Origin of the sequence: Sphingobium sp. SA2, from assembly GCF_032227065.1 — a bacterium.
In the GTDB taxonomy this organism is placed as follows: Bacteria; Pseudomonadota; Alphaproteobacteria; order Sphingomonadales; family Sphingomonadaceae; genus Sphingobium.
This window is the reverse complement of record NZ_JAPMXX010000006.1, coordinates 2,041,354-2,059,386: the sequence shown is the minus strand read 5'-3', so window position 1 is coordinate 2,059,386 and position 18,033 is coordinate 2,041,354. Positions and strand designations below refer to the sequence as shown.

General features: G+C 64.3%; 20 protein-coding genes. 15 read left to right on the top strand and 5 right to left on the bottom strand.

The window, feature by feature from the left end:
• Window positions 1-23: 23 nt before the first annotated feature.
• Window positions 24-824, bottom strand: a complete 801-nt coding sequence (locus tag OVY48_RS17735) for a crotonase/enoyl-CoA hydratase family protein (RefSeq protein WP_313923801.1) — start codon at window positions 822-824, stop codon at window positions 24-26.
• Complete coding sequence (fabD, locus tag OVY48_RS17730; protein ID WP_313924835.1) at window positions 821-1,756, bottom strand: ACP S-malonyltransferase; 936 nt, start codon at window positions 1,754-1,756, stop codon at window positions 821-823. The genes OVY48_RS17735 and fabD overlap by 4 nt, the downstream gene beginning before the upstream one ends.
• A 175-nt stretch (window positions 1,757-1,931) precedes the next feature.
• Between fabD and OVY48_RS17725 the strand changes: the two genes are divergently transcribed.
• From OVY48_RS17725 to OVY48_RS17700, 6 genes are all read left to right on the top strand, one after another.
• The gene (locus tag OVY48_RS17725; RefSeq protein ID WP_313923800.1) at window positions 1,932-3,392 is read left to right on the top strand and encodes an efflux transporter outer membrane subunit; all 1,461 of its coding nucleotides are present in this window, start codon (window positions 1,932-1,934) and stop codon (window positions 3,390-3,392) included.
• Window positions 3,389-4,891, top strand: a complete 1,503-nt coding sequence (locus OVY48_RS17720; protein ID WP_313923799.1) for an efflux RND transporter periplasmic adaptor subunit — start codon at window positions 3,389-3,391, stop codon at window positions 4,889-4,891. Before OVY48_RS17725 ends, OVY48_RS17720 begins: the two co-directional genes overlap by 4 nt.
• A gap of 5 nt (window positions 4,892-4,896) precedes the next feature.
• Window positions 4,897-5,598, top strand: coding sequence for an ABC transporter ATP-binding protein (locus OVY48_RS17715; protein ID WP_313923798.1), 702 nt, complete (start codon window positions 4,897-4,899; stop codon window positions 5,596-5,598).
• Window positions 5,599-5,788: 190 nt separating this feature from the next.
• Complete coding sequence (locus tag OVY48_RS17710) at window positions 5,789-6,994, top strand: ABC transporter permease (RefSeq protein WP_313923797.1); 1,206 nt, start codon at window positions 5,789-5,791, stop codon at window positions 6,992-6,994.
• A 420-nt stretch (window positions 6,995-7,414) separates the two neighbouring features.
• Window positions 7,415-7,852 (top strand): RcnB family protein, encoded by a 438-nt coding sequence (locus tag OVY48_RS17705; RefSeq protein WP_313923796.1) that lies wholly within the window; start codon window positions 7,415-7,417, stop codon window positions 7,850-7,852.
• 149 nt (window positions 7,853-8,001) lie between these two features.
• Entirely contained in the window at window positions 8,002-8,412 is a 411-nt protein-coding gene (locus OVY48_RS17700) for a BLUF domain-containing protein (RefSeq protein WP_313923795.1), read from the top strand.
• A gap of 4 nt (window positions 8,413-8,416) precedes the next feature.
• On the opposite strand, the gene OVY48_RS17695 is transcribed toward OVY48_RS17700, so the two are convergent.
• The gene (locus OVY48_RS17695) at window positions 8,417-9,817 is read right to left on the bottom strand and encodes a GntP family permease (RefSeq protein WP_313923794.1); all 1,401 of its coding nucleotides are present in this window, start codon (window positions 9,815-9,817) and stop codon (window positions 8,417-8,419) included.
• 318 nt (window positions 9,818-10,135) lie between these two features.
• On the opposite strand from OVY48_RS17695, the gene rpsF reads away from it, so the two are divergent.
• The 9 genes from rpsF (at window position 10,136) to OVY48_RS17650 (ending at window position 16,143) form a co-directional block, all read left to right on the top strand.
• A complete protein-coding gene (gene rpsF, locus OVY48_RS17690) occupies window positions 10,136-10,573 on the top strand; it encodes a 30S ribosomal protein S6 (protein WP_037475143.1) in 438 nt (145 codons plus the stop codon).
• Between the two features lie 13 nt (window positions 10,574-10,586).
• Window positions 10,587-10,811: a 30S ribosomal protein S18 gene (rpsR, locus tag OVY48_RS17685; RefSeq protein ID WP_006950194.1), complete on the top strand. Its 225-nt coding sequence runs from the start codon at window positions 10,587-10,589 to the stop codon at window positions 10,809-10,811.
• Between the two features lie 13 nt (window positions 10,812-10,824).
• Window positions 10,825-11,427, top strand: coding sequence for a 50S ribosomal protein L9 (gene rplI / locus OVY48_RS17680; RefSeq protein WP_313923793.1), 603 nt, complete (start codon window positions 10,825-10,827; stop codon window positions 11,425-11,427).
• Window positions 11,428-11,619: 192 nt separating this feature from the next.
• Window positions 11,620-12,678, top strand: coding sequence for a PHB depolymerase family esterase (locus tag OVY48_RS17675; RefSeq protein ID WP_313923792.1), 1,059 nt, complete (start codon window positions 11,620-11,622; stop codon window positions 12,676-12,678).
• A gap of 38 nt (window positions 12,679-12,716) precedes the next feature.
• Complete coding sequence (locus tag OVY48_RS17670; protein WP_313923791.1) at window positions 12,717-13,049, top strand: hypothetical protein; 333 nt, start codon at window positions 12,717-12,719, stop codon at window positions 13,047-13,049.
• A complete protein-coding gene (locus OVY48_RS17665; RefSeq protein WP_313923790.1) occupies window positions 13,046-13,279 on the top strand; it encodes a hypothetical protein in 234 nt (77 codons plus the stop codon). Before OVY48_RS17670 ends, OVY48_RS17665 begins: the two co-directional genes overlap by 4 nt.
• A gap of 92 nt (window positions 13,280-13,371) precedes the next feature.
• Entirely contained in the window at window positions 13,372-14,304 is a 933-nt protein-coding gene (locus tag OVY48_RS17660; protein WP_313923789.1) for a DUF808 domain-containing protein, read from the top strand.
• A 67-nt stretch (window positions 14,305-14,371) separates the two neighbouring features.
• Window positions 14,372-15,748, top strand: a complete 1,377-nt coding sequence (locus OVY48_RS17655) for an MATE family efflux transporter (RefSeq protein ID WP_313923788.1) — start codon at window positions 14,372-14,374, stop codon at window positions 15,746-15,748.
• Window positions 15,749-15,822: 74 nt separating this feature from the next.
• The gene (locus OVY48_RS17650) at window positions 15,823-16,143 is read left to right on the top strand and encodes a hypothetical protein (protein WP_037479154.1); all 321 of its coding nucleotides are present in this window, start codon (window positions 15,823-15,825) and stop codon (window positions 16,141-16,143) included.
• A gap of 144 nt (window positions 16,144-16,287) precedes the next feature.
• On the opposite strand, the gene OVY48_RS17645 is transcribed toward OVY48_RS17650, so the two are convergent.
• Together OVY48_RS17645 and OVY48_RS17640 are read right to left on the bottom strand one after the other, a co-directional pair.
• On the bottom strand, window positions 16,288-17,055 hold the full coding sequence (locus OVY48_RS17645; protein ID WP_405053627.1) for an ABC transporter permease: 768 nt from the start codon (window positions 17,053-17,055) through the stop codon (window positions 16,288-16,290).
• A complete protein-coding gene (locus tag OVY48_RS17640) occupies window positions 17,055-17,987 on the bottom strand; it encodes an ABC transporter ATP-binding protein (RefSeq protein ID WP_313923787.1) in 933 nt (310 codons plus the stop codon). Before OVY48_RS17640 ends, OVY48_RS17645 begins: the two co-directional genes overlap by 1 nt.
• Window positions 17,988-18,033 lie beyond the last annotated feature (46 nt).

The window sequence follows — 18,033 nt, the reverse complement described above, 5'->3', positions numbered from 1 at the left end:
CCGCAACCCTATAGCATGGCCGGTCAGTCTCCTTTGAACTGTGGTGGGCGGCGGTCGAAAAAGGCGTCGATCGCCTCGTCATGGTCCGCCGTCGCATGGGCCAGCGCCTGCATCGCGCCCGCCATTTCGAGTATCTGGTTCAATTCCGCCGTCTGCGCCGCACGCAGCAGCCGCTTGGTCATGCGCGTGGCATGAGGCGGATTGGCGGCGATGGCGTCGGCTTGCGCACGCGCGACGTCCATCACGTCCGCGTCGGGCACCACCGCACCGACCAACCCAATCCGCAGCGCTTCGTCCGCGTCGATCGTCTCACCGGTCAGCGACAATTGGCTGGCCTTGGAGAAACCAACGATGCGCGGCAACAGCCATGCGCCGCCGTCCCCCGACACCAGCCCCAGCTTGACGAAACTCTCGGCAAAGCGCGCCGATTGCGCCGCAATGCGCAGGTCGCACATGCAGGCGAGGTCCATCCCCGCACCGATCGCCGGGCCATTGACGGCCGCAATCACCGGCAGTTCGATCGCCTGGAACAACAAGGGCAGCCGCTGGATGCCCGCCCGATAATTACGCCGCGTCTGCGCGGGCAGGCCCGCGCGCAAGCCCCCCGCGTCAGGCCGCATCGCGTTCAGGTCGCCACCCGACGAAAAAGTGCTCCCCGCGCCGGTCAGGATCGCGACATGGATCGACAGGTCGCGATCCGCCGCCTCGAACACAGCGCACAGCGCATCGACCAGCGCCGGATCGGAGATCGGATTGCGCCGGTCGGGCTGGTTGAGCGTGACCGTCAGGACCGCGCCGTCCCGCTGGGTGAGGACAGCGCTCACAGCACGCCCAGCGCCGCCTCGATATCATCCATCGTCACGATGCTGCGCACAGTGGCGTCGGGGGCTATTCGCTTGATCATCGGGGTCAGCACCTTGCCGCCGATTTCGACAAATTCGGTAACGCCCGCGTCCCACATCGCCGCCACGGACTCGCGCCAGCGCACCCGGCCCGTAACCTGCTCGACCAGCCGCCGCTTGATCTCATCCGGCTCGGCGATCGGCGCGGCCAACACATTGGCGTACACCGGCAGCAGCGGCGCGACCAACGCGACCTCCGCCAAGGCCTGCGCCATGGCATCGGCGGCAGGCTGCATCAATTCGCAATGGAACGGGGCGGACACCGGCAGCAATATGCCCCGCTTGATGCCATGGTCCTTCACCATCGCCACGGCGCGGTCGATCGCCGCCTTGTGGCCCGAAATCACGACCTGGCTTGGATCATTGTCGTTGGCGACGGCACAGACTTCGCCCTGCGCCGCGGCATCCGCCAAAGCCTGCGCCTTTTCGATGTCGGCACCCAACAAAGCGGCCATGGCCCCCTCGCCCACCGGCACGGCTTCCTGCATCGCATAGCCACGCCGCTTGAGCAGCCGCGCCGTCGTGCCAGCATCGAGCGCCTCCGCCGCGCACAGCGCGCTATATTCGCCCAGGCTATGCCCAGCGACATAATCGCCCTTCTGCGCGATCGAAAAACCGCCCTCGCGCTGCATGACGCGCAACGTCGCAATGGCGTTGGCCATGATCGCGGGCTGCGCATTTTCGGTGAGGGTCAGTCGATCCTCCGGTCCTTCGACCATCAACCGAAACAGATGATGCGACAGGGCGTCATCGACCTCCTGAAACAGCTCCCGCGCGGCGGGGCTGGCGTCGGCCAAGGCCTTGCCCATGCCGACCGACTGGCTGCCCTGACCCGGAAATACAAATGCGCGCATCATCCATCCTCTAACCATCAACCAAAAAAGCGCCGATATTCAACGTCGTTACACTTTGAGACATAAATGCCATTGAGACGTACACGACCCTGCGGCAGTCAGGTCGCGCACGCTTTCCCGCCATCTGTTCCGGCGCGTGGCGGCCCCTTTAACGATGACGGAGTGCTAGGAAAAGGTGCGATATCGCTTTGCAGGGATATGTGGGACGGCGCTGAGCCTGTCGGCCTGCGCCGTCGGCCCGGACTATCGACCGCCACAGGCCGCGTCGATGGGGGTGCCCGCCACCTATTATCAGAGTGTCGGCACGCCCCAGAATGAGGCTGATCTGGCCCTATGGTGGACCCGGCTCAATGATCCGACGCTCTCGGCCCTGATCGATACGGCGATCGCCAACAATCTGGATATCGTCCAGGCCCAGGCCCGGCTGCGGCAAGCGCGCGAAAGCCTGGCACAGACCAACGCCGCCTTCCTGCCGCAGCTCAATGCGTCGGGCAATGGCGGCAAGAATTACCGCAGCCAGGCGGGCGGCACCCGCGTCGATGACAGCGGCAATGTCATCAGCACCGGTGCCAGCAACTGGTCGAGCAGCTATTCCGCCAATACATCGGCCAGCTGGCAGATCGACCTGTTCGGCGAACTCTCCCGCTCGGCCGAAGCCGCCCGCGCGGAACTGGCCGGATCGGGCTATGATCTCGCGACCGTCCGGATGACGATCATCTCCGAACTGGTCACCAACTATGTCCAGGCGCGGCTTGCCCAGGAACAATTGCGCATCGCCCGCGAAACGCAGCAGGTGCAGCAGGATAATTTCGACATAGCGGGCTGGCGCTTGCAGGCGGGCCTCGTCTCCTCGCTCGACGAGCAGCAGGCCCGCGCCCAACTCGCCCAAACCCGCGCCTCCATCCCGCAGCAGGAAGCGAACCTGCGCGGCAGCCTCAACCGCATTGCCGTCCTGACCGGTCAGGCGCCGGGCGAAGCGACCCGCACGCTCGAAACGCCCGCCCCCATCCCCACCGCCACGTCGCAGATCGCGCTGGGCATCCCCGCCGATACGCTGCGCCAGCGGCCCGACGTGCGCAGCGCGGAACGTGCGCTCGCCGCCGCGACGGCGCGTATCGGCGTGGCCGAAGCGCAACTCTATCCCTCGCTCGGTATCAGCGGCAATCTCGGCACCACGTCCAATGCCTTCAGCGATCTGTTCAGCCTGATCACCGGCGGCCTCTTCGCCAATGTCTCGCAAGTCATCTTCGACGGCGGCCGCTTGGCCTCGCAGGTCCGATCGCAACGGGCGGCAACCGACGCTGCCTTTGCCGCCTATAAGCAAAGCGTGCTGACCGCGTTGGAGGATGTCGAAAATGCCATGGCCTCGCTCGCCAGCGCGCGGGCACGGCAGGCGGAATTCACCATCGCCTATGATGCGTCGAACAACGCCGCCCTGCTGGCGCGCAGCCAATATCAGGCAGGCCTCATAGATTTTCAGACATTGTCGAATAGCGAAACCACCCTTTTGAACGCCCGCAACAGCCTCGCCACCGCCCGTTCGGACGAAATTCTCGCCATCGCCCGGCTCTATGACGCCTTGGGCGGCGGCTGGCAGAGCATGGACAACCGCCCCATCGATGAGCAAAAATCATGAGCAATGACGTGACCACCGATCCGGCCCTTGACGAATTTCTGGGTGCCAAGCCCGCCAAACCCTGGCGCAAATGGGCGATCCGGGGCGGCGTCGGCGCCGCGCTGCTCATCGCCATCCTTCTGGTGTCGCAGTGTTTTTCGGGCGACGACAAGCCCAATTACGCGACCCGCGAAGTGCGCAAGGGCGACCTGACCGTCGCCGTGTCCGCCACCGGCAACCTCAAGCCCGTCAATCAGGTCGATGTTGGGTCCGAACAATCGGGCAAGATCACCGCCGTCTATGTCGACGTCAATGATCGCGTCACGCGCGGCCAGCGGCTCGCCGAGCTCGACACCCGCCGCCTGGTCGATTCGGTGAACCAGAACCGCTCGCAGGTCTCCGCTTCCCAGGCCAGCGTCGCCCAGGCCCAGGCCCAGGTCGCGCTCGCCAAGGCAACGCTCGACCGCCAGCTCAACGTCTATCAATTGTCGGGCGGCAAGGTGCCCGCCAAGACAGAGATCGACACGGCCCGCGCCAATTATCAGGGCGCAGTCGCCAGCCTGCGATCGGCGCAGGCGCAGGTCGATGTGTCCCGTGCCCAGCTATCCTCTGCCCAGACCAACCTGTCGATCGCCCAGATCGTCTCGCCGGTAACCGGCGTGGTCCTCTCGCGCGATATCGAGCCGGGCCAGACCGTGGCGGCGTCCTTCAACGCCCCGGTGTTGTTCACCATCGCCGAGGATCTGACCCAGATGGAGGTCGAAGTATCGGTCGATGAAGCCGATGTCGGCCAGGTCAAGGACGGCCAGAGCGCGACCTTCGCCGTAGACGCCTTCCCCGGCCGCACCTTCCCCGCGACCGTGTCCCGCGTGAATGTCGGCTCGAACGCCAGCAGCACCTCGTCTTCCTCTACCACCACGACCAGCACGACCGGCACCGTGGTCGCCTACACCGCCGTTCTGACCGTGAATAACGAGGATGAAACGCTGCGCCCCGGCATGACCGCGACCGCCGACATCGTGACGCAGGAATTGCGCGACGTGCTGCTCATTCCGAACAGCGCGCTGCGCTTCAAGCCGAGCGCAGGCGCAAAGGGCGGCGGCATCACCAGCGTCCTGCCCGGCCCCGGCCGGATGCGGCGCGGCGGCAATGCGCGCCAGGTCAATTTCGGCGCAGGCAGCAGCCAGACCGTCTATGTGCTGGGCGAGGATGGCAACCCCAAGGCGGTGCAAGTCACCATCGGCGCGAGCGACGGATCGCGCACGGCCATCACCGGCGGCGAGATCAAAGAAGGGATGCGCGTCATCACCGGGCAACTGGCTGCGGGTCAGGAAGCCCCGGCCGAGGATCAGCGCCCCGCTGCGACCGATGCCAAGGCCCCCGATGGCCAACGCAATCCGGCAACGGACGGCAAGCCCGCCAGTGTCGGCTCGCTCGGCAATTCGGGCGACAAGGCCCCCGAAACCGCCCCGGTCGCCCCCACCGAAACGCGCGGCACTGGCCGGCCGAGCGGGACGTAAGGCGCATGGCGATCGCACCGATCATCTCGCTGCGCGGGGTCACCAAAGTCTATGGCGAAGGCCCGACCGCTTTTCAGGCATTGAAGGGCATCGACCTCGACATCGAACAGGGTGATTTCGTCGCGGTGATGGGGCCGTCCGGCTCCGGCAAATCGACGACCATGAACATCCTTGGCTGCCTCGACGTGCCATCGGCGGGCACCTTCCTGTTCAAGGGGCATCATGTCGAAATGCTCGACCGCGACCAGCGCGCCCTGCTGCGCCGCCGCTATCTCGGCTTCGTGTTCCAGGGCTTCAACCTCCTGTCCCGCACCACCGCGCTCGAAAATGTCGAACTGCCGCTCATCTATCGCGGCGAGGACAAGAAGACGCGCTATGAGCTCGGCATGGCCGCGCTCGACAAGGTCGGCCTCAAACAATGGTGGGATCATACGCCCGCCGAACTGTCGGGCGGCCAGCAACAGCGCGTCGCCATCGCCCGCGCCATCGTCACCAGCCCCGACGTGCTGCTGGCGGACGAGCCGACCGGCAATCTCGATTCCGAACGATCGGTTGAAATCATGGAATTGCTGACCGATCTCAATCAGAACAGCGGCATCACCGTGCTGATGGTCACCCACGAACCCGACATGGCCGCCTTCGCGCGAACCATCGTCCATTTCAAGGACGGCCTGGTCGAACGCATCGACAATGAGGTGACGGCGTGATGCGGATAGCGATCAAGCCTTCTCCCCGCGGGGGAGAAGGATACTCAGCCTTAGGCGCGAAGCGACTTAGGCGGAGTTGGAAGAGGGGGGTATGCCCTCGCGGCGGATCGCTGCCCCCTCTCCAAGCGGGGCTAGCCAGCAAGCTGGCAAGCGCCGCTATCCTCTCCCCCAAGGGGCGAGGAGACTTGGGATGCTAGGCACCACCATCACCCTCGCCTTCCGCGCGATCAACCGCCACAAGCTGCGCAGCTTCCTCACGACGCTCGGCATCATCATCGGCGTCGCCGCGGTCGTGACCATGGTCACGCTCGGCAATGGCGCTACCGCCGCCGTGCGCGAACAGATCAGCTCACTCGGCGCCAATGTCCTGCAATTGCGGCCCGGCCAGGGCTTTGGTCGCGGCGGCGGCGGCCCGCGCCCGCCCGATTTCAAGCCCGCCGACCTCACCGCCATCCAGAACCAGTTGACCGGCGTACGCGCCGTCGCGCCGCTGGTGCAGTCGAGCGGCACCGCCATCTATGAAGGCAATAACTGGTCCACCACCGTCTATGGCACGACATCGGCCTATTCCGAGGTGCAGCAATGGACCACCGATGTAGGCCGCCTGTTCCTGCCCGAAGAGGAAGAGGCCGGTCGTCCGGTCTGCATCATCGGCAATACCGTGCGCACCAACCTGTTCCAGGGCGCGGACCCGGTGGGCAAGCGGATGCGGATCAAGGGCATTTCCTGCCAGGTGATCGGCGCGCTCAAGACACGCGGCCAGGGCGGCTTTGGCGATCAGGACGATGTCGTCGTCATGCCGATCAAATTCGTCCAACGCCGCTTCACCGGCGACCGCGACATCAGCCAGATCATGGTCGCGGTGGACGATGCCTATGACACCAGCACCGTGCAGACGAGCCTGGAAGAACTGATGCGCGAACGGCGCAAGATCAAAGCCGGGTCCGAAGACAATTTCAACGTCTTCGACACCAAGCAGATTAGCGACACGCTGACCGGCACCACCACCATCCTGACCCAGATCGTCGGCGCGGTGGCCGCCATCTCGCTGCTCGTCGGCGGCATCGGCATCATGAACATCATGCTGGTGTCGGTGACGGAGCGGACCCGCGAAATCGGCATCCGCCTCGCGATTGGCGCGGTCGCGCGCGAAGTGCTGATGCAGTTTCTGGTCGAAGCGATCGTGCTGTCCTGCCTCGGCGGCCTCATCGGCCTGCTGCTGGCGCTGGCCGCAACCGCCGCCATCGCCCCGCTGATGCAGGTGCCCTTCCTCTTCGACATCAAGGTCAACCTGATCGCCTTCATCTTTTCGGCCGCGATCGGCGTCGTGTTCGGCTATTTCCCCGCCCGACGCGCAGCCGCCCTCAACCCCATCGACGCCCTGCGGCACGAATAGGAAATCCGTTCATCCTCCCCCGGCGGGGGAGGTGGCTGGCGCGGCCAGACGGAGGGGTGTGCAGCTATCGATCTAGAGCGGGATGACGTTAAGTCGCATCACTCCGTTCGCCCTGAGTAGGGGCTGAGCTTGTCGAAGACCCGTATCGAAGGGTCGGCTGCGCTGTATATCCTTCGATACGCCATTTCGACTTCGCTCAATGGCTACTCAGGACGAACGGTTCTGAGTAAAGTCATCACGCTCTAGCGCCCAAACCCCTAAAATCTGGCCATTCCTGAACAGCCATTCAGCCAAAACGCCCACTTGATACAATTTCCGACACTCTTTGCCCCTTCCCGGCACATCCCCGCGACAAGCGGGGCCTATCTCTGTCTTCGACGCCAGAGACGGCGCCCGAAACACAGGCAAAGGAGCAAGCACATGTTCAAGAAGATCATCATGGCCCTGGCCACCACTACCCTGGTCGCCAGCCCCCTCATCAGCGCGCAGGCCCAGGCCGCACCGCAGCACCGCCAGGAGCAGACCCGCACGGTCGTCAAGCAAAAGCCCAACGGCCGCACCGTGGTCAAGCAGAAGACCGTCGTGAACAAGACCGGGGTGCGCAACAATGGCAATGTCGTCTATCGCGGCAACGCCTATCGCCCGAACCGCGCCGCCGTGGTCAATCATCGCTGGGCCAAGGGGCAGCGCTTCGACCGTCGCCAGGCCGCCAATTATCGGGTGATCAACAATTATCGCGGCTATCGCCTGAACGCCCCGCCGCGCGGCTATCAGTGGGTCCAGTCGGGGAACGACGCGGTCCTGATCGCCCTCACCAGCGGCATCATCGGCGCGGTCATCGGCGGCGCGATCCGCTAACCAGATACCTCCCGACAGCCGGAGGGTCGCATGGATGCCCCAGGGGTTCTCTCTCCCCCTGGGGCATTTTCCTGTCTGATCCAGGTTAAATACCCCATATTAAGGGATTTTTCCCTATAAGATACCAAAGCGCCGAGCCGGGACCATCCATGCCACTACATCAGATCATGTATATCAGCACCGTCGTCGGCACGGTCACGCCGCAGGAGTGCGCCGCCGTCGCGCAACTCTCCGCCGTCAACAACCAGCGCGACGATGTGACCGGCCTCCTGCTGTTCAACTCGCGCCGCTTCCTCCAGGTGCTGGAAGGGCCAAGGGATGCGGTCGAACGCATCTTCGCCCGCATCTATGACGACCCCCGCCACCGCGCCGTCGTCAAGCTGCGCGAAGGCACGATCGAAACCCGCGAATTTGGCCGATGGGCCATGGCCTATGACGACCCCGCCCGACCTTCGCATAGCCTGAAGGACAAGGTCGCCGCCCTGCTCGAACGGGCCGGTCCCTCGACCCGCGCGCACTTCATGGGATCAGCGGACCTGCACCGCCCAGCCGTCCAATAATAGATCAGACCAGCCCGGTCAGATAATAGACCGCAATCACGACGAATACCGTCAGCGTCTTGATCAGCGTCAGCGCGAAAATATCCTTATAGGCCTGCCGGTGGGTCAGCCCCGTCACCGCCAGCAGCGTGATGACCGCGCCATTATGCGGTAGGCTGTCCATCCCCCCCGACGCCATCGACGCGACCCGGTGCAACACCTCCCGCGGTATGCCCGCCGCATCGCCCGCCAGCATGAACTGGTCCGCCATCGCCGCCAGCGCGATCGACAGGCCACCCGATGCCGATCCGGTGATCCCCGCGAGCGAAGTCACCGTAATCGCTTCGTTGATCAACGGATTGGGGATCGCCTTGAGCGCCTCCTTGACGACCAGGAAACCGGGCAGCGCCGCGATCACCGCGCCAAACCCATATTCCACCGCCGTATTCATCCCTGCCAGCAAGGCACCACCCACCGCCGCCTTCGATCCCTCGGCAAAGCGCTTGGCCACCGTCCGAAACGCGAAGGCAAGGATCGTCGCAATGCCGAGCAGCAATGCGCCCTCCACCGCCCACAGCGCGGACACCTGCGCCACCTGCACCTCGACCGGCGCGGCCATCCCCACCAGCGACAATGTGACGACATCGCCGCTCACCCAGCGCGGGATCGCCATCGTCAGCAGCAGATTGCCGACGCCTACTACCAACAACGGCAGCAGCGCGATCAGCGGATGCACCGGGGCGGCGTCCTCCACCGGCTCCGGCTCGTTGACCAGCGTTTCAGGCGCGCCATAGCCCTCGCCCGCCGCCATCAGCGTCCGTCGCCGCCAGCCAAGATAGGCCAGCCCCATCGCCGCGATACAGACCGACCCGATCGTCCCCAGCACCGGCGCGGCCCAGGTGGTCGTGCCAAAGAAGCTCGTCGGAATGATATTCTGAATCTGCGGCGTGCCGGGCAACGCATCCATGGTGAAGGTGATCGCGCCAAGGCCGATGGTCGCTGGCACCAGCCGCTTGGGAATGTCGGCCCGGCGAAACATCTCGGCGGCGAAGGGATAGACGGCGAACACCGCGACGAACACCGACACCCCGCCATAGGTCAGCAGTGCCGTCACCAGCATGATCGCCGGAATCCCCCGCCCCGCGCCCACCACGCCGATCACCGCCGTCACGATCGCGCGGGAAAAACCCGAAATCTCGACCAGCTTGCCAAACAGCGCACCCAGCAGGAACACCGGGAAATAGAGTTTCAGGAAACTCGCCACCTTTTCCATGAACAGGCCGGAAAAGGCGGCGGGCACGGCGGCCGGATCCGTCAACAACACCGCCAGCATCGCCAGCAACGGCGCCATGATGATGACGCTCATCCCCCGATAGGCGGCGACCATCAGCAGGATCAGTGATAGTGCCGCAATGCCGACTGCCATACGCTCATTCCCTCCGCGCTCACACACCCCACCCCGTTCATCCTGAGTAGCCGCTGAGCTTGTCGAAGTGGCGTATCGAAGGACAGGAGCCAAGCCAACCCTTCGATAGGAGGCTTCGACGCGCTCAGCCTCTACTCAGGCCGAACGGATCAAGATTCCATCTCTCCTTGCCTTTCCCCCGCATTTCCGCCATAGGCCCGCCTTCGCGACGGACCGGGGTGACTCGCTCTAGTGCGAAGATACGGAACGAGACGACAGCCGGAGGGGCGCTGCACATGGGGTGCGCGTCAGCAATCGGCCAACAGAAAAGGCATTATCATGGCTCTGTACGAGCATGTGTTCCTTGCGCGCCAGGATCTGGCACAGGCGCAGGTGGACGCGCTGGCGGAAATCGCCACCAAGATCGTCGAAGAGAATGAAGGCAAGGTTACCAAGGTCGAGACCTGGGGTCTGCGTTCGCTCGCCTACAAGATCGCGAAGAACCGCAAGGCGCACTACGTCATGCTGAACATCGACGCGCCGGGCAATGTGATCGCGGAGCTGGAGCGCCAGACCCAGATCAACGAAGACATCATCCGCTACATGACCGTCAAGGTCGACGAGCTGGAAACCGGCCCGTCGGTGATGATGCGCAAGCAGGAGCGTTCGGAACGTGGTGATCGCGGTCCCCGCGGCGACCGTGGCGATCGTGGCCCGCGCGAAGATCGTGGTGATCGTGGCCCGCGCCGCGACCGCGAAGAAACCGCTGGCGAATAAGGAGACCTGAACCATGGCACGCCCATTTTTCCGCCGCCGCAAGAGCTGCCCCTTCGCCGCCAAGGATGCGCCGAAGATCGATTATAAGGATGTTCGTCTGTTGCAGGGCTTCGTGTCCGAACGCGGCAAGATCGTCCCCAGCCGCATCACGGCCGTTTCGGCCAAGAAGCAGCGCGAACTGTCCCAGGCCATCAAGCGCGCCCGTCATCTGGGCCTGCTGCCCTACATCGTGAAGTAAGGGAGTAAGCCCCATGGAAATCATTCTGCTCGAACGCATCGAGAAGCTCGGCGCCATTGGCGACGTCGTAACCGTCAAGGACGGCTACGCCCGTAACTTCCTGTTGCCGAACAAGAAGGCGCTGCGCTCCAACAACGCCAATAAAAAGGTGTTCGAGGCCAACCGCGCCAAGATCGAAGCCGAGAACGCTGCCCGTCGTGCCGACGCGGAAGCCGCGGCCGATGGTGTCAACGGCACCCAGATCGTCCTGATCCGCCAGTCGTCCAACGCTGGTGCGCTCTATGGTTCGGTTGCGGTTCGCGACATCCTCGAAGCGCTCAGCGCCCAGGGCATCACCAACGTGACCAAGTCGATGATCGTGCTGGAACGCCCGATCAAGACGCTGGGCGTGTTCGACGTCAAGGTTGCGCTGCACCCTGAAGTCGTGACCACCATCCAGGTCAACGTCGCCCGCTCGCCGGAAGAAGCCGATCTCCAGTCGCAAGGCGTGGACGTGATGGCTGATCTGTTCGAAAAGGACGAGAGCGGCTTCACCGAAGACTATGATCCCAATGCTGAGCCGGGCGAAATCGCCATGGACAAGGCTGAAGACGAAGCCCCGGCCGAAGACGCCTGAGCCTTATCGTCCGATCGAACGAGAAAGCCGCCCCGCAACGGGCGGCTTTTTTGTTGGTGCGGCACAGGGGGTTAGAGCTGCACGCACAAGTAAATGCTGCACTGCGGGATCGAACGGGGACGCGGTCCGTTTCCCCGTTCAGGCTTGCATCGTGGTTGGCCTGCAACCGCGTGTCAGCCAAGGGGACGTCCCATGAAAAATCCATTCGCCTCGGCCATGAAGGCCGCCAGACTGATGCAGAAGGGCCGCCCGATGTCGTCTGCCTTTGCCATGCATGGGCTACTGACAGCCCCGGCCAAGCCCCTCAAAAAAGCGCCAGCCCGCAAATCTGCCACCAAACGGATCGCCAAGCCGACGCCGCCTGCCCGCCCCCTGCCCGGCAGCTTCACCGACGGCCTGTTCGAAAGCAAATATGGCGCGATTCGCTATAAGCTCTACACGCCGACCGGCTCCGCGCGCCGCCGCATGCCGATCGTCGTGATGCTCCACGGCTGTTCCCAATCGGCGGGCGATTTCGCGACCGGCACTGGCATGAACCAACTCGCCGACGAACGCGGCGTCATCATGCTCTGTCCCGAACAATCCCGGTCGGCCAATATGGCCCGCTGCTGGAACTGGCACCGGCCCGGCGACCAGCTGCGCGGTAAGGGCGAACCGGCGCTGATCGCCGGGCTGACCCGCCACGCCATCGCACTCGCGCGCGCCGACCCAACGCGCGTCTATATCGCGGGCATCTCGGCCGGCGGCGTCGCGGCCGCGATCATCGGCCAGGCCTATCCCGAACTGTTCGTAGCCGTCGGCATCCATTCCGCCCTGACGCGCGGCGACGTCAGTACCGTCAGCGGTGCGCTGGCCGCCATGCGCGGCCGCTCTACAAGCGAGGCCCCGACCGGCCGCACACCCCGCCCCCGCCCGACCATCGTCTTCCACGGCGACGCCGACACCGTCGTCCACCCCTCCAATGCGGACGGCTTCCTATCGCTGCTCGAACGGTCGACCCACGGCCCGCTGGTCAGCCAGCGCGAACAGGGCACATCGGAGGGCGGACGCGCCTTCACCCGCACCGAACATCGTGACGCAAAGGGCGACGTCATGCTGGAAAACTGGACCATCCATGGCAGCAACCATGCCTGGTCGGGCGGCGCGCGCGCGGGGTCATACACCGACCCCGCCGGTCCCGATGCCTCGCGCGAAATGCTGCGCTTCTTCCTCGCCCGCAGGCGGAAGCCCGCGCGCAAGGCGGCACCCTAACGCACGGAACGCCGCCCCGCGCGGCGCGTTGCGCCATCATGAAAAACCCTGCCCTGATCGAAAAGCTGGCCCGCCATCTCGCCACGGACGCACCCGACGACTGGCCCGCTCGCGTTCAGGATGCGGCCAGCATCCTCGCCCTGATGAAAGAACCCGACGAAGCCATGCGCGCCGTCGGCGATGCGGCGATCTGGGAAGCGATGATTGACGCGGCCCTGCGCGAACGCTGGACTGTGGCACCGCCCGCTGCAAACGAAAGCGATTCGGGCGGGTCGGACGAGGAAGGCGAGATCCGGCTGACCTCCGAAGCGGTCGGCAATGATCCCGCCGACTGGGTCCACATACATCATGAGCGGGAGAAGCAATCATGAAGGGTTTATTCAAACTCGCCATCGTCACAGGGCTGGGCGCCATCGCGCTCAAGGGCTGGCGCGCATGGATGGGCGACGGCAAGGTGGCCGACGATCGCGGTCCCATCGGCTCATCCGGCATCGTCCGCGATGCCGGGCCGCAGGAGGGCATTACGCAAGCGGATTGGGACTTGGTCGATGAACAGTCGGACGAGAGCTTTCCCGCCAGCGACCCGCCAGGCAATTACTGACCCAAACCTCCATTGCTCCCCCGCCACGCGCCCTCTATGAAGCGCGCGCACGGGGCGGCTATTCACCGCCCATAACAGGGGAATGACCGTCCATGCCTTCGGGTCTGATCGCGCTGCTCGACGATGTCGCGGGCATTGCCAAACTTGCCGCGACCTCGCTCGACGATGTCGCCGCCGCGGCTGGTAAGGCCGGGACGAAGGCGGCAGGCGTCGTGATCGACGACGCCGCCGTGACACCCAATTACGTGATGGGCCTCACCGCCGAACGCGAATTGCCGATCATCTGGAAAATCGCCAAGGGGTCGATCCGCAACAAACTCCTCTTCCTGCTGCCCGCCGCTTTGCTCATCAGCGCGCTCGCGCCCTGGCTGCTGCCACCGCTGCTGATGATGGGCGGCGCCTTTCTCTGTTTCGAGGCGGCGGAAAAGCTGCTGGAAGCGATCCAGGGCGGCCATGACGTCGCCGAAGAAGCGCTGGCGACCCTCAATTCGACCGAACTCGAAAACCAGAAAGTATCGAGCGCCATCCGCACCGATTTCATCCTGTCGGGTGAAATCATGGCCATTTCGCTCGGCACCGTGGCGGACAAGCCGATCTGGGAGCAGGCGATCGTCCTGTTCGTCGTCGCCATCGGGATCACCGCGGGCGTCTATGGCGTCGTCGGTCTGATCGTGAAGATGGACGATATCGGCCTCCACCTCGCCCAACGCGCCTCCTACGTCACCCGCGCGATCGGCCGTGGCCTGGTCAAGGCGATGCCGATCCTCATGAAGATATTGAGCGTCGTCGGCACCGCCGCGATGCTGTGGGTCGGCGGCGGCCTCATCGTCCACGGCCTGCACGAATATCATCTCGATCTGATCCCCGACATGATTCACCATCTGGCGCAGGGCGCGGCTCAGGCGCTCCCCGCCGTCGCCCCCGTGGCCGACTGGGTGGTCAACGCGATCGGCGCAGGCATTGTCGGCCTCATAATCGGCGCCATCATCGTCGCCGTCCTGCATCTGTTCAAGAAAAAGCATTAAGCCAACGGTCCGTGCTCCTGCGCAAGCAGGAGCCCAGGGCGCAACGGCACACCCGATCGTCTGGACCATGGCCGTGACCCACCCCTCCCCATGGCGCATCGAAGCCAGCGCCCTCATCGCCCTCGCGCTGCCAATGATCGCGGGCAATATCGCCTGGTCCGCCATCGCCGCGACCGACCTGCTGCTGCTCGGCCGCCTCGGCGCGGAGGCGGTCGCTGCGGGTGCGCTCGCCATCAACCTGTTCCATGCCTTCCTGCTGTTCGGCATGGGCCTCGTCACCGCCGCCTCGCCGCTGATCGCCAGCGAGCGGGGCCGCCGCCGCCATTCGGTGCGCGACGTGCGCCGCACCGTGCAGCAGACGCTGCGCGCCGCCCTCTTCTTCGTCCTCCCCGCCTGGGTGATCCTGTGGCAGTGCGAAGCGATATTGCTCGCCATGGGGCAGGATGCCGACTTGTCCCGCGATGCCGGACGATTGATGCACGGCATGCAATGGGCGCTGCTCCCCTTCCTTGGCTTCACCACGCTGCGGACCTTCATCGCCGCGCTGGAACGGCCGATATGGGGCTTGCTCGTCATGCTCTGCGCGCTGCCGTTCAACCTGCTGATTGGCTGGGCGCTGATCTTCGGCCATCTCGGCTTCCCGCCGCTCGGCCTCTTCGGCGCCGGGCTGGCCGGCACCATCTCGTCGGCCTTCCTCTTCTTCGGCCTGCTCGGCGTCATCCTCATCGACCGGCGCTTCCGCCGCTATCGCATCATGGGCGGCTTCTGGACCCGCGACCGCGAGCGGCAGCGACAGGTGTGGGCGCTCGGCCTGCCGATCGCGATCACGCTCGGCTTTGAAACCACCGTGTTCAACGCCTCGGCGCTGCTCATGGGGCTGATCGACCGCGACTCGCTCGCCGCCCATGCCGTCGCCATCCAGATCGCAGCCCTGGTATTCATGGTGCCGATGGGCATAGGCCAGGCCGCAACCGTGCGCGTCGGCATCGCCCATGGGCGGCATGATCGCGCCGGGATCGGCCGCGCCGGATGGCTGGCGCTGATCCTGGGCACAGGCTTTGCCGCCGCTGCCGCCGCCGCACTCATCCTGATGCCGCGCACCCTGGTTTCCGTGTTCCTCGACCTCGACAACCCGGCCAATGCCCGGACGATCAGCCTCGCCGTCAGCTTCCTCGCCATCGCCGCCCTGTTCCAGCTTGTCGATGCCGCGCAGGCCGTCGGCGCGGGCGTGCTGCGCGGGTTGCAGGACACGACCATCCCGATGATCTTCGCGCTCATCGGCTATTGGGTGGTGGGGATCGGCATCGGCAGCCTGCTCGCCTTTCCGCTCGGCATGGACGGCCTCGGCATTTGGCTCGGTCTCGCCAGCGGCCTTGGCGTTGTGGCCGTCATGCTGGTCATCCGCTGGTCCTTACGCGAACGGCTGGGCCTCGTCCCGGCCTGATTGCGTTGCGCGTCCATGGTGCGGCGCACAAAGCAATTGAAAGAATCGGCAAAATCGGTCATGAATCGGACATCATGCAAGCCCCGACCGAGATTTTTGAAGCGATCGCGCTCCAGAAGTGCCTGAAGGTGACCTATAACAAGATGGTCGTCACCCTGGCCCCGCACATCCTCTACACGCGCCATGATGAATTGTTCATCGACGCCGTGACCGTCGATCGCGACGGCACCCCCCCGCGCGAACTCAAGCTCGGCACCTTCAAGCTGGTCGGCCTGTCCGACCTCAAAGTGCTGGACGAGCAATTCGAGGCGATGCACGGCCTCTACGACCAGAATGACGACAAATACCGCAACGTCACCCTGTTCGCCGTAGCCCCGGAAAGCGCGGCCGCCTGATCGGCGGAGGGCTGCGGGACAATCCCACACCCGTCATGCTGAACTTGTTTCAGCATCCATTGGCTCTACGCTGTCCGTGTCTTACCCACGTAGAGCCAATCGATCCTGACTTACGTCAGGATGACGAACATTCCCCTCAGTCTTTTACTTCTTCAACCGATACCCCGTCCGGAACATCCACGCGATAATGGCGATACACACCGCCAGCATCCCCGCGACGAACAACAGGCTGAACTCGATCCCGACATCGCCCTGGCCAAAGAAGGTCCAGCGGAACCCGGAGATCAGATAGACGATCGGGTTGAAGAAGGTAATCGTCCGCCACGGCTCGGCCAGCATCTGCACCGAATAAAAGGCCCCGCCCAGAAACGTCATCGGCATGATCAGCAGCATCGGGATCACCTGCAACTGCTCGAAACTCTGCGCCCATACGCCAAGGATAAAGCCGAACAGGCAGAAACTGATCGCGATCAGCACCATGAACCCGGCCATCGCAAAGGGATGCGCCACCTGCACATCGACGAACAGATGCGCCGTCAGGAAAATGATGCTGCCGACGATCAGCGACTTGGTCGCCGCCGCGCCGACATAGGCGATGATCGTCTCGGTCGCCGACACTGGCGCCGACAACAATTCATATATGGTGCCGGTGAATTTGGGCATATAAATGCCGAAACTCGCGTTGAAGATGCTCTCGGTGAACATCGACATCATGATGAGGCCCGGCACGATGAAGGCGGCATAGGGAATCCCATCCACCTCCGTCATCCGCGACCCGATCGCGCCGCCGAACACCACGAAATAGAGCGACGTCGTGATCACCGGCACCAATAGCCCGGTCATCAACGTGCGCCGAAACCGGTGCAGTTCGAACAGATAGATCGCCGCAATGGCGCGCAAATTCTGGAGCATCACGCCGCCTTCTCCTGATGAACCAGGCTCACGAAAATATCCTCCAGGCTGCTCTGCCGCGTATTCAGATCCTTATACGCAATGCCGAGGTCACCCAGCCGCCGCAGCAGCGACGACACCCCGGTCCGCTCCGCCTGCGTATCGAAAATATATTCGATCTCATGGCCATCGGCCTTCAGCGTCACGTCCCACTCGGCCAGTTCGCCGGGCACGGTGGTCAGCGGCTCGGCCAGCACGACGCTCAGCGTCTTCTTGCCCAGTTTCTTCATCAGCGCGACCTTGTCCTCGACCAGCATCAGCTCGCCGCGGTTGATCACCCCCACCCGGTCGGCCATTTCCTCGGCCTCCTCGATATAATGGGTGGTCAGGATGATGGTGACGCCGGTCTGGCGCAATTCGCCGATCAGCGTCCACATGTCGCGCCGCAACTCCACGTCCACGCCAGCGGTCGGCTCGTCCAGGAACAGCACGCGCGGCTCATGGCTCAGCGCCTTGGCGATCATCACCCGGCGCTTCATGCCGCCCGACAATTCCAAGATTTTGCTGTTGCGCTTGTCCCACAGCGACAGGTCGCGCAGCACTTTCTCGATATGCGCCGGGTTGCGCGGCTTGCCGAACAGCCCACGGCTGAACGTCACCGTGTCGATCACCCGCTCGAACTGGTCGGTGGATAATTCCTGTGGCACCAGCCCGATGGAGGACCGCGCGCCGCGATAGTCGCGCACGATGTCATGCCCGGCCACCGTCACACTGCCGCCCGTCGCGCGCGCAATGCCGCAGATGATGGAGATCATCGTCGTCTTGCCCGCTCCATTGGGGCCCAACAGCGCGAAAATCTCGCCTTCCTCGATGGTCAGGTCAACGCCCTTGAGCGCCTCAAACCCTGACGCATAGCGTTTGGTCAGGCCGTCGATGGTAATGATGGATGCCATGGATGGCTCAGCCCCTTTTTGCAGTGCGGCAAAGATAGGGAGAAGA